We start from the raw sequence: 16,273 nt of genomic DNA, 5'->3' as shown, positions 1-16,273 counted from the left end.
CTATTATCACATCTTCATCTTATTTATTACAAGTTTCCCTGAGCCCACAGAAAAAAACATCTCAGTCTCCCTCGAAATATATCGCGCTTATACAGGATGCGGCTCAATGTTTAGAAACCAGTTGTCATCGGATGATTACCCGAATGAATCAAGCCCATTTTGATAGTTGGGCGTTAAATCGGATTCGTTTTTATTTGGATAAAATTATCTATTTTTGCCAAACCGTTTTGGGAAATTTAGAAACGATTTCCCATTCAAACTATCACCATAAACTCATGGATGAGACTGAAAAATCTGAAATTATTAATTTAGTTGTGGGTTTAAATCAATGGTCGATGCAGATGACGGATGTGTTAAGTTCAGATTCTTTTAACAATTATGTTCAACAGTTTTGTGAGGGTTTATTTGTCAGGTTACGCTTTAATGATTTTGAGGAATATCAATCGGCATGAACATAGAAATCTCTAATTTTAATTATAAAAAATAAAGACATGGTGTTCAACCATGTCCTCGGAAAATTTCTATTAATATTTCAACTGAATCAACCACCAGCAACCGCCGGAACAATACTAACTTCATCTCCAGACTTCAGTTCGGTTTTGGTTCCTTCCAGGAAACGAATATCTTCACTATTCACATAGAAATTCAAGAATCTCCGGGGTTCACCACTATCATCACAGAGACTTTTTTTAATCCCTGGACAACTAACTTCTAAGGAATCAATTAATTCGGAAACGCTAGAACCTGCACACTCAATTGTTGCTTGATTATTAGTAAACTTTTGCAGGGGTGTGGGAATTAAAACTTTAACGGTCATAGGTTCAACAGGACAATAAATTAACAGTTGGGGTTAAGGATAAACGTTGTTCAGCTATTTTAGTACGGGCAGGTTTACTAGATTTAGGTAATTAGCAAATATCTAAAACAACCCGCACCTACACTAACACTTGTTGCCATTCCAGACGGTCTAAAGTGCGAGCGCGTTCAATTGCTCGTTCAAAACTTTCCAATTTCGGTTCGATGGTTAGGGGTTCACCGACATAACCTTGGATGGCTTCTTGAGTTTTTAAGCCATTTCCAGTAATATAAACAACGGTGGTTTCTTCAGGATCGATTTTACCCGCTTCTACCAATTTTTTCAAAACTGCAATAGTTGTTCCCCCGGCGGTTTCTGTAAAAATACCTTCGGTTTCGGCTAATAATTTCATGCCTTGAATCACTTCTTCATCATTGACGGATTCAATATTTCCGTTGGTTTTGTTGGCTAATTCCACCGCATAAACACCATCGGCGGGGTTGCCAATAGCAATGGATTTAGCAATAGTATTCGGTTTAACTGGAGTAATAAAATCCCGTCCTTCTTTAAACGCCGTAGCCACAGGAGAACAGCCTTCGGCTTGGGCTCCACTAAAACGCACGGGTTTGTCATCAACTAAACCTACTTTGACAAATTCTTGGAAGCCTTTATGAATTTTAGTGAATAGGGAACCCGAAGCAATGGGGGCCACAATATGGTCAGGTAATTTCCAGCCCAGTTGTTCGATGACTTCATAACCCAAGGTTTTTGAACCTTCGGAATAGTAGGGACGCAGGTTAATATTCACAAATCCCCAGCCGTGGGTATTAGCCACTTCTGAACAGAGGCGGTTGACTTGATCATAATTGCCTTTAACGGCCATTAAAATCGGGTTGTAGATTAAAGTTCCCAGGATTTTACCCGCTTCTAAATCTGCTGGAATGAACACGCAGCAGTCCAGACCCGCTCGGGCAGCAATGGCGGCCGTGGAGTTGGCCAAATTTCCGGTACTAGCACAGGAAACCGTGGAAAATCCTAATTCTCTGGCGCGACTTAAGGCAACGGATACCACCCGATCTTTGAAGCTCAGGGTGGGCATATTCACAGCATCGTTTTTGATATACAGATTCTTTAAACCCAGGCGACGGGCTAACCGTTCTGACTTAATCAGGGGAGTCATTCCAGTGCCGACATCAATCACATTCTCAGTAGCCACAGGCAGGAACTTCCGATAACGCCAAATGGAGTTAGGGCCAGCTTCAATCGTAGCGCGGGTGACGGTTTGGCGGAGCAGGTCATAGTTGTACTGGACTTCCAGGGGGCCAAAACAGACTTCACAAACGTGCTTGGCTTCGGGAGCGTATTCTTCCCCACACTCTTTGCACTTTAATTTGTCAAAGGTAGCGCCGGTGAGTGCTAAGTTGTTGGTTGTTGCCTGAGTCATGACCTGTCCTCCACTGTGAATCTGATACTGCGATGTTGAAATTAAGTTATCACAATCCCAAAAATGTCGTCAACAATACCCGACCTTTTTTGTCGGGATTAAAACTGGGTTGACACAGTGCTAAGTTTAGGGTTCACCGCTCCGTCTCCTGAATCCCTTGATTGATTCAGTCAGAATCCGGTGATTTATAAGCCTAGGGGTATATAGTATACAACTACTGATCAGACTCAATTTGCCTAAAATCTAAAGATATTAGCGCAAAATGCCATCTGAAAAATGTGGCTTGGGGAGTATCGGTAAAAAGCAATTATTGATATGATATCGCGTGTTATTGGTGTGGTGTGGTGTGATGAGGAGTAATTAATGCCAATTTCTGTAGATTTCAGTGGCAGGCCTTTTCACTTTATCGGGATCGGCGGGATTGGAATGTCAGCCCTAGCCTATATCCTAGCGAAGCGAAAGCTACCTATTTATGGCTCGGATATTCAACGCAGCCATATTACTCAACGCCTTCAAGATTTAGGCGCCCAAATTTTTTGCCATCAAGAGGCAAGCAATTTTGAGTATGTCAAACAATCCCAAAATCAAGGGAATCAAAAGCCAAGTTCTGCAACAGAACTAGAATTATCCGCCGTTCAAAATGGCGTGAAAACTGCCCTAGCGGGGGTAAAGGTCGAAAGTTTAAATGGTAAGGGACAGAACACCCTGGGGATGGAATTACCTCAAGTTATTTGTTCGACCGCCATTAGTGCGGAAAATTTGGAATATCAAGCCGCTCAAGAGTTAGGGTGTCCGATTTTTCATCGTTCCGATTTACTGGCCGCCTTAATTCAAGACTATCAAAGTATTGCTGTAGCTGGAACCCACGGCAAAACCACCACCAGTAGCATGATTGCCATGATGTTGCTCGGGGCAGGTCTTGATCCCACCATATTAATCGGGGGAGAGGTCAATGCTTGGGAGGGAAATGCTCGGGTGGGTCAGGGGCCCTATATGGTGGCTGAAGCCGATGAATCCGATGGCTCCCTGGTCAAAATTAAAGCCCAAATTGGTGTGATTACCAATATTGAGTTAGACCATCCCGATCACTATGAAAGCTTAGAACAGGTGATCAACACCTTCAAAGTCTTTGAGAACAACTGTAAAACCTTAGTGGGTTGTATCGATTGTGCAACGGTCAAGGAGCAAATCCAACCTGGGATCACCTACAGTTTAAATCCTGACTCCCATGCCGATTACACCGTTAAGGATGTTGAATATCGTGCCAATGGCATTTTAGCCCCCGTTTGGGAGCGAGGCCATTTCCTCGGGACGCTGGAGTTACAGTTGCTCGGGCAACATAATCTCAGTAATGCCTTAGCTGCGATCGCGGTAGGACGGGAGTTAGGGATAGAATTTTCCGTCATAGCCTCGACATTAGCAGACTTTGAAGGAGCCAAACGTCGTTTTGAGCATCGAGGGTGTTTTAATGACATCCTGTTTGTGGACGATTATGCCCATCATCCCAGTGAAATCCGCGCCACCCTCGCCGCTGCCCGCCTGCGGATGCAAGATAGTGCCTTAAACACCGAACCTCACCTTCAACGGATTGTTGCTATTTTTCAACCCCATCGCTATAGTCGAACTCATGCCTTTCTTCAAGACTTCGCTCAGTGTTTTACCGACGCCGATGTGGTGATTCTGACCGAAATTTATAGTGCCGGAGAACCGAATAGCTGGGATATTAATGGCCAGAAAGTCGCAGACTTGATTGGTCATTACCATCCTCAAGTGTTGTATCAGCCCTCGATGGATGCCGTGAAGGCAAGTTTAGCTCAACTCCTACATCCCGGTGATTTAGCCCTATTTCTTGGTGCTGGTAACCTCAATAAAATTATCCCAGAGGTGATGGCATTTTATCAAAGTTCCCAGGACAGGGTGGGGACTGAGGCAGGTTGCTTCTCCCACTTGAGGGAATAAGGCATATGCAATCGGTGATTTTATATCCAAGTTCTAAGGTATTCATTTTGATATGGTCATGACACTTTCTTATGACTCCCTCAGTCAAACAAACCGCTCTGAGCCACGCTCCATAGCCCTACCCGAAACGGACTGTTTAATTCAATCTTTAGTTCCTTTAACCACATTCACGTCCTTTCGCGTGGGAGGGCCTGCCGAGTGGTACGTCGCACCCAAGGGGGTAGAACAACTTCAAGAAACGCTCTTATGGGCCGATAACCAAGGATTACCGATCACCCTCCTGGGGGCGGGATCAAATTTATTAATTAGTGATCAGGGGTTATCTGGATTAGTGATTGCCACTCGTCACCTGCGTCACGTTGACTTTGATTCGGAAACCGGACTCCTGACGGCTGGGGCTGGAACCTCCCTGCCCCGTTTAGCTTGGAAAGCCGCTCGTTTAGGATGGCGGGGACTAGAATGGGCCGTGGGAATCCCCGGAACCATGGGGGGGGCGGTGGTGATGAATGCCGGAGCCCACAAATCCTGCACCGCAGAAATTTTAGTCCATACCCATGTCCTATCCAAGTCTGGGGAATTACAGATTTTAACCCCGGAAGATTTAGCCTATCGCTATCGCACCTCAATTTTGCAAGGTGGCGATCGATTTGTGACTCAAGCCACTTTGCAGTTAGAACCCGGTCATGACCCTCAACAGGTTCTCGCAGATACAACCGCCCATTTTAATCGACGTCGCAATAGCCAACCCTATCACCTACCCAGTTGTGGTAGCGTGTTCCGTAACCCGGGTCTAAAAACGGCGGGCTGGTTGATTGAACAAACGGGTTTAAAAGGTTACAGCATCGGTCAAGCTCAGGTGGCCGAACGCCATGCTAATTTTATTCTTAATTGTGGTGGGGCCACGGCCAGTGATATTTTTTCGTTAATTCGTCACGTTCAAGAACAAGTTGAACAGCGTTGGTCATTTTTATTAGAACCGGAAGTTAAAATTATGGGTGATTTTCCCGGGTGTTGATTTGTGACGCACAGCGGGGTAGGGACAATCTCTCGCCCCAAAACGCAGTTGATCCGCCCAAAAATGCTAGTATAGGTGACTTATATGGCGTTAACTTCACTCAATATACAAGGCGTTTTCCGCGCTAGATGAACAAACTATGACACAAGAAAAAGGATTTGGTTTTGGTCTGGGCAAAATGAAGGAACTGGCTGAGGCGTTTAAAAAAGCCCAGCAAGTTCAAGAAGGGGCGAAAAAGCTCCAAGAAGACCTGGATCAGTTAGAAATTGTAGGGGAAGCCGGAGGTGGCTTAGTTAAGGTATACCTTAGTGGAAACCAAGAACCCCGTCGGGTCGAAATTTCACCGGATGTTTTAGGCGAGGGGGCGGAAGTGCTATCCGATCTAGTTCTGGTTGCCATGCAGGAAGCTTATGGTAACTCCACTGCTACGATGCGCGAACGCATGGAGGAACTGACTGGGGGGTTAAATTTACCCGGGTTAGGTTAAACCAGAAACCATATTAGGGGGGAAGACGCAACAGAAACTGGGAAACCTCCCTTCTAACTACACCTTAAAAAACCTCAAACAAGGCAGTGCCAGCGTCCTCGCTGGCTGAGGTTTTGGGGGTTAAATATTTTTAGTTAAATTTTTCAATTATGCCCTACAAATTGTTATTTGTTTGTCTCGGTAATATTTGCCGTTCTCCGGCAGCGGAAAATATTATGAATCATTTAATTGATCAGGCAAATTTGACCGATCGCATTGTGTGTGACTCTGCGGGAACATCGAGTTACCATATTGGCAGTTCTCCCGACCGACGCATGACTCAAACGGCTAACCAAAGGGGAATTAAAATGGCGGGAAAAGCCCGTCAATTTAAGCCAGAGGATTTTGAACAATTTGATTTAATTTTAGCGATGGATCAGGAAAATTATGATAATATTATCCGTCTTGATCCGTTAGGAAAATATCGTCACCAGGTTAAATTGATGTGCGAGTTTTGTCGCCATCATTCCCTGAAAGAAGTTCCCGATCCCTACTATGGAGGGACGGAAGGATTTAATCAAGTGATTGATTTATTATTAGATTCCTGTGAGGGATTATTAGAGTCAGTTATTAAAGACCAAAAATTATAATCTTTCCATTCAGATTCCCCCGCCAACAATCGTCACAATTTCTAAAATATCTCCGGGTTGAATTTCAGTGATTCCCCAAAATTGATGATGGAGAATTTCACCATTATATTCTACAGCAATTAAACGGGGATTTAAACCTTGTTGTTTTAAAAAATCGGGAAGTTTTAATCCCGAATCACAGGTTTTTAATTCCCCATTAACTTTGAGCGTAATTGTTTCTGTCATGCTAATTTTTTCGGGATTAACTGGGTAAAACTTTGTGAGATCGGAGGTTTCTAACCCGATGTAATTGGGATAGAAAATATTGGGTAACTAAAGTAGGTTGTTCGGCATTCATAATCGAACGAACCACCGCAACTCGCTCGCAACCCGTTGCCATGACATCATCAAAATTATTCATATCAATGCCACCAATGGCAAACCAAGGAACAGTAGAATTTTTAACTGCATGACTGACATATTCTAAGCCTGCGGCAGCTTTTCCAGCCTTGGTGGGAGTTTCGTAAACCGGGCCCACACCTATATAATCTGCACCTTCTTGAATAGCTCGTTTCATGTCTTCTGGACTATGGGTGGAACGACCAATTAATCGTTGAGGGCCCAGGACTTGTCTAGCTAATTGAATCGGGATATCGTCCTGACCTAAATGGACTCCATCGGCATCAACGGCCACGGCAAGATCGACTCGATCATTAATCAGAAATAACGCATCATAGCGATGACAGAGTTGACATAATTTTTGGGCGATTTTTAATCGGGTTTCATCATTAGAATTTTTATCCCGATATTGAACTAAAGTTAATCCTCCTTGTAACGCCGCTTCGACAATAGCGAATAATTTTTCCCCCGGGGATGTGACTAAATAGAGATAGGAATTTTGTAAAACCTTATGGCGCTGATGGGCAAGTAAACGGCTTTCTAAGGTATAAACTTGATAGCGCATTTGTTTAAATGTACTGCCCATGTCGGGATGATATAATTTCCCGTATTCTTCGAGCACTCTTAAGGCTTCTTGTACCCGGCAAAAATTGGCTTGTAACAGTTGTTCAATTCCTGACCGTTGTTCCTCTTGGGGATGGGTTAATTCAGTTCCAGGATCATCGGTTGTATTACGATAGGAACGTAGGGTCATGGTATGCCAACGGGCAATTTCTTGGCGGAGATGTTTACATTCTTCTGCGAGTTCTCCGCTATTTAACCCAAACCGACACCATTCCTCAATAATTCTTAACCCCTCCCGGGTGCGGTCTAAGTTAGCATCTAAAATCCGATATAGGATCGGTTGTGCTAGGGGAGTATATTGTTGATCCATTCACGGTGCCTGTAAGGTTTAATTTTTCTGGATTTGAGGTACAATTTCCCCAATTCGATTTTCATGCTGGGCGCGTGTGAACACAGTTTAAAATTCTTAATGGCCAAAATCTTAAATTTAAGATAGAATCAGTTCTGGTTTAACGCAACTGATATTTTAAACTAATTTCAGTCCGTCAGACTTGCTTAATTTCAGATCCCCGTTCTGGTGCTTTTGGCCCATCCACAATCAATAACAAGATGCGCTCTAGCCACAACAACGGGGTGGTTAATTACTATCAGTACTCCTCCCCTGCAATGACAAGGTTATCTGATATTCCCCAACTCCGTTTATCTGTTTCCCGAACTGCGATCGCATTAACGGCTCCATTTTCATTAATGGTAATGCGATATTTTTCTCCATTTTTATTCATCAGTTTGGGATTAGGATTGTTTAATCCGATCGGCGGGTTAGCTATTCCCCCCAAAAATCAACCAACTGCACCAGCGACAACTAATCGTTCAATTCCGGTGATTTATGTGAGTCCGATCACGGGAAATGATGGGGGACAAGGGACGCAACAATCCCCGTTCAAAACGATTACCAAGGCTGTTAGTATGGCTCCCTCAAATACGGCAATTGTGTTAGCACCGGGAACCTATAGTAGCCAAACCGGGGAACAATTTCCGATTATTTTGCATAATAGTGTAACCCTTCAGGGAAATCCCAGTACCAAGGGAAAAGATATTATAATTAGTGGGGGCGGTTGGTACACCAGCAAGACTTCAGCCCAACAAAATATTACAATCTTGGGTGCGAATAGCTCCAGAATTAGTGGCGTAACGATTACGAATCCAAATCAGCGCGGTTATGGACTTTGGATTGAATCGAGTTCTTTAATTGTCTCTCAAAATACGTTTACTGGGAATAGCCATGATGGGATTTCTATTGTAGGAATTAGTGCGGCAATTATTCAAGATAATTCTTTTATTCAAAATGGGGCGAATGGGATTACTATTTATGGTAATTCTCGGCCGGAAATTAGAAATAACGAGTTTCAAAATACAGGATTTGGGATTAATATTGCTCAAAATGCCGCCCCATTTTTGATTGGAAATCGGGTTTTTGATAATAAAGATGGGATTGTGATTCAAGCCAATGCCCGACCAATTTTAAGAAATAATCAAATTGAACGCAATCAACGGGATGGAATTGTGGCGATCGCAGAAGCTTTACCGGATTTAGGTAATACCCAAGAACCTGGGGGGAACGTGATTCGGAATAATGGTCGCTATGATCTGAATAATGGCACGAAGGGACAGCAAATTCTGGCTTACGGGAATCAATTGGCATCCAACAAAATTATTGGGGCGATTCAACTTTCACCCGGTCAGACTTCTCTGGTGGGGTCTTCTCCTTTAGCCCGTCAGCTATCGCGCCCGCCCGATGCTTCCGGGGTGACGGTGGTGGGGAATAATCCTACGATCCTGACGCCGATTAATCAGACTTCTTCCCTTCCGGTCTATCTCCCAGAATCGAATACAGCAAACCCAATTCCCCTTCCCGTTCGATCTCCCGCCACCGGGATTCCGATTCCGGTTCCCCCCCCTGAATCTTCTGGTTTACCGCCGCTACCCCCTAGTCGTTCTCCCCAACCGACCCCCAGACCCCAGCGCCCCGGTGAACAGGTGGTGGGATTATTAGTGCCAATAGTTTCTGATTTGATTTTAGGGCGTCCGGCTTCGGTTCCCACTCCTCCTCGTACCCAACCCCGCCAAACCCCCCAGGCTATTACTCAACCGCCCCAAACTGTCGCCCCCAATTCCGTCGCAGCCATCGGGGTTTTATCCGTTCCTGGGCCGAATATTCCGATTGGGTCAGGAGGAGGTTTACTACCGAATGAGGTGGCGAGTGGGAACCAAGGGGGTGTGCCTCTGAGTCCGACGGCCTTGGGATTGCGGTATCGGGTGGTCGTGGAGGGCAGTAGTGACAACGACCTTCGCCGCATCCGGTCGGTTGTCCCCGAAGCCTTTAGAACGGTGATACAGGGCCGCTCTGTGGTGCAAGCGGGGGCGTTTCGAGATCAATATCGGGCAAATTCTTTATTACAACAGTTAACCCGCAGTGGGTTACGGGCCAAAATTGAGATGATGAATTAATTTAAAAGGGAGGTGTAAGACAAAAAATTAGAATTTTTCTTTCTTTCTGCTTATAGCCCTGAATTGATTTACAACAGAAACAAGAATAGCGATCACACTCTAATCAGTTATCTTAAAAATACCCACTCCTATTGTTGATAAGGAAGTTTGATGTCGCTTACAGATGCAGAAAAATTGATGCACACAACAGTGCGCCTTGAGTGTTTATTGGCATCCGGGGATGTGTCTACTGGCACAGGCTTTTTCTTTAGATTCCGAATTGATGATCAAACGCATATCCCTGTTATCGTCACCAATAAGCACGTCATCAAAGGGAGTGTTAAAGGTACTTTTGTGCTAACCAAGGTGGATACTAATGATCAACCAATCATTGGAGCTTATGAGAAAATTGAGATCGATGACTTTGAAAATAAATGGATAAAACACCCAGAAACTGACGTTGATCTGGCTATTTTTGCAATTGCTCCGCTTTTGCTTCATGCCGAGGCAAATAAGATTCGATTTTTTACCCCGTCACTTGAAGAAAGTCATATTCCATCAAAACAACAGCTAAATGATCTATCCGGCTTAGAAGACATAACGATGATTGGCTACCCCAACGGTATTTGGGATGAAAAAAACAATATGCCAATCATCAGAAAAGGTATTACAGCAACAAGCCCAAAATATAATTACAATGGGCTTCCAGTATTTGTAATTGATTGCGCTTGCTTTCCCGGTTCAAGTGGAAGTCCAGTGCTAGTCTTTAATCAGGGTGGTTATACTGATGCCCGAGGAAATACATACATGGGTGTTAGGAATGAAAAACCAATAAGGTGACTAATTGAGCAATAGTTTACGGTATATCAAGGTTTCCAGGGTTTAATTGTGCAAGTTATTTATTTTTCATTCCTTAATCGTATTATTTTGCTTGGCGCACTTTTTGCTGGCCCACAGCATATTGCAAAGGGAGAAATAAAGATAATAGATGTCCCACTCCAGCAGATTCCAATCAGCTTGTCAAACATACCGAACAACCTTGGTTTTGTTGTTAAATCGCAAAAAATATTAGATTTCAAACCTATTTTGATGCTAAATAAAGCTTTTTGGATTTGAGAATGAGTAATTAATTTTGACTAGGTACTTATTTTGTTAAAATAATTCTGTCATCTTTTAATTTTAGGAAAAAATACATAGTGACGAATATTGACTACGAGCGTATTTATAAACTAACGTTTCACAAGCAATGGTCTGAATTGCTAGAACTTGTTTATCAGTATTCTAAATCTGCATCCTCAGATGAATTAGTAATGAGAGCAGTCAAGACATTTGAAGATGAATTTTTTGAGGAGTTAGACAAAGGTATTGAAAACGATAATATTCAATCTGTTTTAGAGAATATTCTTTTACTTGACAAAGGTAGAATTTATAAATTATCTAAGGATAGATCTTGCAGAATTGTTGTTGAATTAGTGAAACTATACAGCAAACAAGGATTTGGGAAAAAAGCATACGAATATGCTAAACTTTGCCCTAAAAATGAGATATGCGCTGAGATTATAAACCTTCATCAAGAGTCATTGCCAAAAGTTTTAGAGCATTCCCAAAGCAACCAAATCAGGGTTACACAGAATAGAGATATAGCCAGTGTTAACTGCACGACAAGTCTTTTCAAGTCAAATCAAGAGATTGAGTTTTTTATGGGGGTTAGAGAGGTATTTCAGATGTTCGTTGTTTATCCGAACGTTGCACTAAGTTGCGTTATTGACTTTGAAAAAATTAAGAACGGTTTATCTCAAGAGGAGAGAAGTTTTTTCTTTAGAGGAATTATTGATTGTGTAGTATTCGATCAGCATAATAACTATAAACCGACTAAATTCTTCGAGTTAGATAGCTCTTATCATGATTCATTTGAACAACAAAAAAGGGACAATTATAAAGACAAGATTTTTGGTTTAGCAGGACAAAAACTTTATAGAATTAGAAAAATATCAGATAATCAAGGAAGGAGCGAATTTATGAAATTGATAAAAGAGATAGTATAATAGGGAACTTAAATCCGCTATCTTAAAAATACCCACTCCTAATAGTTGATCAAGATGACACTATCGATCGCAAAATGGAAACTGGACGACTATCACCGCATCGTCGAAATGGGTCTACTCGATGATCGCCCCGTTGAACTGCTACATGGAGAAATTATTCAAATGTCCCCAGAAGGAGAACCGCACGCCTATTTCAGCACTGAAGCAGGAGATTATCTGAGCCGTTTACTGGGAAATCGGGCCCTAGTTCGTCCTGCCAAACCCATTACCCTGCCCAACGACTCCGAACCCGAACCCGATATTGCTATTGTGGAACGTTTGGGGCGAGAATATCTCAACCATCATCCCTATCCTGAGAATATTTTCTGGGTGATCGAATACTCCAACTCCAGCCTAGAAAAAGACTCAACGGTTAAATACCGGATCTATGCGGAAGCGGGAATCTCGGAATATTGGTTAGTTAACCTACAGCGTCGGGAACTGATTATTTATCGTGATCCCCGGGATGGGGAATATGGATCAAAGATCACCTTAACCGAAGGTGCAGTTACACCTCTGGCCTTTCCCAATCTCCAGATTCCGGTTGAAGCCATGATTTTAGCAGATTGATTCGGGTATTATGCCCGTCGATTCCTAATTAAAATATTAAAGATGAGCAAAGATTTATCGATCATTTACCAATCGGATGTAATCTAAAATTTGCATCTGTAAATCCAGAATTCGCCAAATATGGTAGAACACAAACGCATTGGTATTTTAACCAGTGGGGGAGACTGTGCAGGTTTAAACGCAGCAATTCGGGCTGTGGTTTATCGGGCGGCAGGAATCTTGGGGTGGGAGGTCTTCGGTATTCGAGAAGCTACCCAAGGGTTAATGTGTCGTCCCGTGAACAGTGTTCCTCTGACTATTGATAAAGTCGATAATATTCTCACCGCCGGGGGTACAATTTTGGGAACCACCAATAAGGGTGATCCCTTTGCCTTTCCGATGCCGGATGGAAGTTTGCTCGATCGCTCTGAGGAGATTATCGAAGGCTATAATCTCTTAGGACTGAATGCTTTAATTGGTATTGGTGGCGATGGCAGTTTAGCGATTTTGCGACGCATTGCCCAACAGGGAAATATTAATTTGATTGGGATTCCTAAAACTATTGATAATGACGTGGGTAGCACGGATTTATCTATTGGGTTTAGTACGGCTGTTGATATTGCCACCGAAGCCCTAGATCGCCTGCATTTTACCGCAGCTAGTCATAGTCGCGTGATGATTTTAGAGGTGATGGGCCGAGATGCGGGACATATTGCCCTCCATGCGGGAATAGCCGGCGGTGCGGATATTATTCTGATTCCTGAACTTCCTTATAGTTTGGATAGCATTTGTCAGCATATTGCAGAACGACAAAAACAAGGGAAAAACTATTGTTTAGTCGTGGTTGCAGAGGCGGTTAAAACGGAAACGGGAGAACCTGTAACGATGATTAATCGCATGGGACAGGCTCGTTTAGGGGGCATTGGACAATATCTCGCAGATGAGATTTGCGATCGCAGTGGGGCAGAAACGCGCGTTACTGTTCTGGGTCATATTCAACGGGGGGGAACTCCTTCACCCATTGATCGAATTATTGCTTCTGCCTTTGGGGTGGCGGCGGTGGATTTGATTCTTGAGGAGAATTATGATCAGGTTGTTGTTTGGCGAGATCGTAGTGTGTCGAGTATTCCGATTTTGGATGCGATCGCCCAATATCGTGCAGTTAATGCTGATGATATTTTAGTAGAAACAGCCCAAAGTATGGGGATTTGTTTAGGGAATTAATTCTGTAGAGACGTTCCATGGAACGTCTCTACAGGGGTTATATGGCACGTCTCTACAGGGGTTATATTCTTGTTTATAATCATCTAAAATATTCATCAAATATGTCTCTTTCCTTAGAACAACAACTCAACTACTGGACTAAATACTTCCATTCCCATCCTAATGATATTCGGGGATATATTCAACGGGGAATGGTTTATTTTAAATTAGCAAAAATTGCCGAATCTATTCAAGATTTTGATCACGCCGAACAACTAGACCCTAGTATTAAACCCTATCTTTGGCAACGGGGATTATCCTATTATTATGCCGAACAATATCAACTCGGTGCAGAACAATTTGAAATCGATTTAACCGTTAATTCCCAAGATGTTGAGGAAACAGTTTGGCGTTATTTATGTATTGCCCAATTTCAAGGAGTTGAAGTCGCTAAAAATACCCTACTTCCGGTTAAAAATGATCCGCGTCCGGTTTTGAGAAGTGTTTATGATCTCTTTGCGGGAAATTGTACCCCGGAAGATTTATTAAAAATTGGGCAAAAACAAGGAAAACAAGGGAATTTTTATAGTCATCTTTACTTAGGATTATATTATGAAGCCGAACAAAATATAGAACTGGCTAAAACCTATATTAATCAAGCTGCAACTGAATATGAAATTGATGATTATATGTGGAATTTAGCAGTTGTTCATCAAAAGATAAAATTCGGTATTGAGTTTTAACACCACCCTTTGAGCGGAAATTATTTATCAATAGCTTCCCTGATTAATTATATTTTTGGGGTGGTGATGGTAGATTAAAAGGCTTGAGTTTTTAAGCTAAGGTAAAATCAGACGCACCTAATGCTACGGTGGCACCTGAGAGAACCGCGATAATTTCCCCGGTTCCAGTAATTTGTACGGTGCTTCCCCCTGCTTGGGGAACAATGGCTAATTGTGCAAAGGTTAACCCTCCTGATAAAGCCAATTGATCGGAACCTTGAATAAAATCAGTAATGGTATCAGTTCCCAAACCCGGGGCGAGAATAAAGCGATCATTGCCTCCACCTCCGGTAATCGTATCATTATCGCGGTCACCGAAAATGATATCATCGCCTTCACCGCCATTGATTTGATCGGCTTCTCGACCCGCATAAATCGTATCGTTTCCTATGCCCGCATCGAGAATATCACCCCCTTTTCCGCCATAAACCAGATCGTTCCCCTCTCCTGATTGAATACTATTGTTAAAACGGTTGCCTAGAATTTCATCTTGGCCTGCGGTTCCAATTAAGTTTTCAATTTCGGTTGTAAAGGACGTATATGTTCCAAAGGTATCTGTTTGATAGGTAGCCCCTTCCGGTGCTCCTTGGGACGGTTCTAACCTATAGTCTAATCCCTTGAGGGCGGCTTGGGTGGTAAAAGGTAGTCCAGGAGCTAACCGCAAGGTATAGACTTCATCCGCAGATAAACCGGAAAAATCGACTGTATCAATACCACCACTATCCCAAATCGTGGCAACCTGTTTAAAGTTCGTATCGTTGAAGGTATAAACATCATTGCCACTATTATTATCTTTAGCCCCATACAAAAACTGCAAGGCTAAAATATCGTATGGCATTAACGTTTGAGGTTCCGCTGCTGCTACGTCCCCTTCCGTGGCGCTACCCGGATTATAGGACATAATTGTATTTCGAGAATTGTCTTGTTCAAAGGGTAAAACAACTCGTCCTGGTGGGAGTGGAGTCGGATCTTTTTCTCCCGCATTGTAATTACCAGGGTGTTCTAAACCCAGCGCATGACCGAGTTCATGAATCAGGGTTGAATATTCAAAGCTGCCGGGGAGATTCCCAAAGTTATATTCTTCTCCTTTTTTCAAAACTACAGCCTGAAAATCATTTGGGTCGGCTAAATCTCCAAGAGCATAAGCAGCCGCATCAGGACTATTGGTTAAATCCCCCAACATAATCCGAAGATTACCTTGACCGGATAAATCTTCGACAAAGTTTATGGGTAGAACAGTTCCATAAACGGTCTGCATGATTTGACGAACTTGATTCTTTGTTCCTTCATCAACTTCTTGAATTCCTGTTTCATCAAGTGCTGTTTCGTAAGCGCTTGCTTCCGCATTGGTCACAAAACTATAGGTTAGGGTTCCCCCAGGAGTAACATTCCATTTCAACGGTTGTCCTTGATTAGTAGGATTACTACCCACAAGGGCATCAATTCTCACATCATTTGTTGGTATCATGAGAGCCTTAAAAAATTCTTTTTCCACAAGTAATTTATAATTTATCAAGAATTAGTCATAAAATATCAATTTTTTGATAAAATTTAACATGATTTTTATTCACTAAAATTTAACATGATTTTAATTGATTAGAATTTTAAGTAAACAATACTTCGGACACTTTTTAAGAGGAAACGGTAAAATGCGGGTTTCGGACGCCAAGATCGCTAACGATACAATAAAGGTTTCAGCCGTTTCTCTAAAAACTGTCCGAACTATTGAGTAAATATATTTAATCTCAGGTTATATTTCAGAGCAACACCCATACCCAGATTTCAATTAATTCCTCGTTAAACTATTGTAATTTATAACTCTATTAGGACTTACGCAGAATACCCAATTATACACCATCTGTAGGGGCGAACGGCCGTTCGCCCCTACTAGATATG

The 16,273-nt window shown here is 42.6% G+C and carries 17 protein-coding genes; 12 read left to right on the top strand and 5 right to left on the bottom strand.

All coding sequences use genetic code 11. The features are described from left to right. Window positions 1-452: hypothetical protein (locus PL9631_RS24770; protein ID WP_197046502.1), on the top strand; the 452-nt coding region annotated here is incomplete at its 5' end. An 89-nt stretch (window positions 453-541) separates the two neighbouring features. On the opposite strand, the gene PL9631_RS24765 is transcribed toward PL9631_RS24770, so the two are convergent. Together PL9631_RS24765 and thrC are read right to left on the bottom strand one after the other, a co-directional pair. Continuing rightward, window positions 542-817 carry a MoaD/ThiS family protein gene (locus PL9631_RS24765; protein ID WP_083624591.1) on the bottom strand — a complete coding sequence of 92 codons (276 nt, stop codon included), beginning with the start codon at window positions 815-817 and terminating at the stop codon, window positions 542-544. A 118-nt stretch (window positions 818-935) separates the two neighbouring features. Next, a complete protein-coding gene (thrC, locus tag PL9631_RS24760; RefSeq protein ID WP_083624590.1) occupies window positions 936-2,240 on the bottom strand; it encodes a threonine synthase in 1,305 nt (434 codons plus the stop codon). A 363-nt stretch (window positions 2,241-2,603) separates the two neighbouring features. Between thrC and murC the strand changes: the two genes are divergently transcribed. The 4 genes from murC to PL9631_RS24740 all read left to right on the top strand — a co-directional run bounded on the left by murC (window position 2,604) and on the right by PL9631_RS24740 (window position 6,330). Then, window positions 2,604-4,199: a UDP-N-acetylmuramate--L-alanine ligase gene (gene murC, locus PL9631_RS24755; protein WP_083624588.1), complete on the top strand. Its 1,596-nt coding sequence runs from the start codon at window positions 2,604-2,606 to the stop codon at window positions 4,197-4,199. Between the two features lie 52 nt (window positions 4,200-4,251). Continuing rightward, entirely contained in the window at window positions 4,252-5,214 is a 963-nt protein-coding gene (gene murB / locus PL9631_RS24750) for a UDP-N-acetylmuramate dehydrogenase (RefSeq protein ID WP_083624587.1), read from the top strand. A gap of 139 nt (window positions 5,215-5,353) precedes the next feature. Continuing rightward, window positions 5,354-5,701, top strand: coding sequence for a YbaB/EbfC family nucleoid-associated protein (locus PL9631_RS24745; RefSeq protein ID WP_083624585.1), 348 nt, complete (start codon window positions 5,354-5,356; stop codon window positions 5,699-5,701). Window positions 5,702-5,850: 149 nt separating this feature from the next. Beyond that, window positions 5,851-6,330 (top strand): low molecular weight protein-tyrosine-phosphatase, encoded by a 480-nt coding sequence (locus tag PL9631_RS24740; RefSeq protein ID WP_083624584.1) that lies wholly within the window; start codon window positions 5,851-5,853, stop codon window positions 6,328-6,330. A gap of 9 nt (window positions 6,331-6,339) precedes the next feature. Here PL9631_RS24740 and thiS read toward each other — a convergent pair whose 3' ends face one another. Both thiS and PL9631_RS24730 read right to left on the bottom strand, forming a co-directional pair. Beyond that, on the bottom strand, window positions 6,340-6,555 hold the full coding sequence (thiS, locus tag PL9631_RS24735; protein WP_083624582.1) for a sulfur carrier protein ThiS: 216 nt from the start codon (window positions 6,553-6,555) through the stop codon (window positions 6,340-6,342). A gap of 16 nt (window positions 6,556-6,571) precedes the next feature. Further along, window positions 6,572-7,642, bottom strand: coding sequence for a thiamine phosphate synthase (locus PL9631_RS24730; protein WP_083624581.1), 1,071 nt, complete (start codon window positions 7,640-7,642; stop codon window positions 6,572-6,574). A 296-nt stretch (window positions 7,643-7,938) separates the two neighbouring features. Between PL9631_RS24730 and PL9631_RS24725 the strand changes: the two genes are divergently transcribed. The 7 genes from PL9631_RS24725 to PL9631_RS24700 all read left to right on the top strand — a co-directional run bounded on the left by PL9631_RS24725 (window position 7,939) and on the right by PL9631_RS24700 (window position 14,338). Continuing rightward, window positions 7,939-9,780, top strand: coding sequence for a DUF1565 domain-containing protein (locus PL9631_RS24725; RefSeq protein WP_197046501.1), 1,842 nt, complete (start codon window positions 7,939-7,941; stop codon window positions 9,778-9,780). 150 nt (window positions 9,781-9,930) lie between these two features. Next, a complete protein-coding gene (locus tag PL9631_RS24720; RefSeq protein ID WP_197046500.1) occupies window positions 9,931-10,599 on the top strand; it encodes a S1 family peptidase in 669 nt (222 codons plus the stop codon). A gap of 48 nt (window positions 10,600-10,647) precedes the next feature. Then, a complete protein-coding gene (locus tag PL9631_RS26365) occupies window positions 10,648-10,875 on the top strand; it encodes a hypothetical protein (RefSeq protein ID WP_197046499.1) in 228 nt (75 codons plus the stop codon). Between the two features lie 80 nt (window positions 10,876-10,955). Next, window positions 10,956-11,804: a DUF2726 domain-containing protein gene (locus PL9631_RS24715; protein ID WP_083624579.1), complete on the top strand. Its 849-nt coding sequence runs from the start codon at window positions 10,956-10,958 to the stop codon at window positions 11,802-11,804. A gap of 54 nt (window positions 11,805-11,858) precedes the next feature. After that, window positions 11,859-12,413 (top strand): Uma2 family endonuclease, encoded by a 555-nt coding sequence (locus PL9631_RS24710; protein WP_083624577.1) that lies wholly within the window; start codon window positions 11,859-11,861, stop codon window positions 12,411-12,413. 120 nt (window positions 12,414-12,533) lie between these two features. Further along, on the top strand, window positions 12,534-13,616 hold the full coding sequence (locus PL9631_RS24705) for an ATP-dependent 6-phosphofructokinase (protein ID WP_083624576.1): 1,083 nt from the start codon (window positions 12,534-12,536) through the stop codon (window positions 13,614-13,616). Window positions 13,617-13,657: 41 nt separating this feature from the next. Then, complete coding sequence (locus PL9631_RS24700) at window positions 13,658-14,338, top strand: tetratricopeptide repeat protein (RefSeq protein WP_231516850.1); 681 nt, start codon at window positions 13,658-13,660, stop codon at window positions 14,336-14,338. Window positions 14,339-14,429: 91 nt separating this feature from the next. Here the strand turns inward: PL9631_RS24700 and PL9631_RS24695 are convergent, their stop codons facing one another. Beyond that, entirely contained in the window at window positions 14,430-15,845 is a 1,416-nt protein-coding gene (locus tag PL9631_RS24695; protein WP_156090698.1) for a M10 family metallopeptidase C-terminal domain-containing protein, read from the bottom strand. Window positions 15,846-16,273: the final 428 nt, after the last annotated feature.

It is taken from the genome of Planktothrix paucivesiculata PCC 9631, assembly GCF_900009265.2.
In the GTDB taxonomy this organism is placed as follows: Bacteria; Cyanobacteriota; Cyanobacteriia; order Cyanobacteriales; family Microcoleaceae; genus Planktothrix; species Planktothrix paucivesiculata.
The sequence above is the reverse complement of the archived record's forward strand: the minus strand, read 5'-3'. Positions and strand labels throughout refer to the sequence as shown.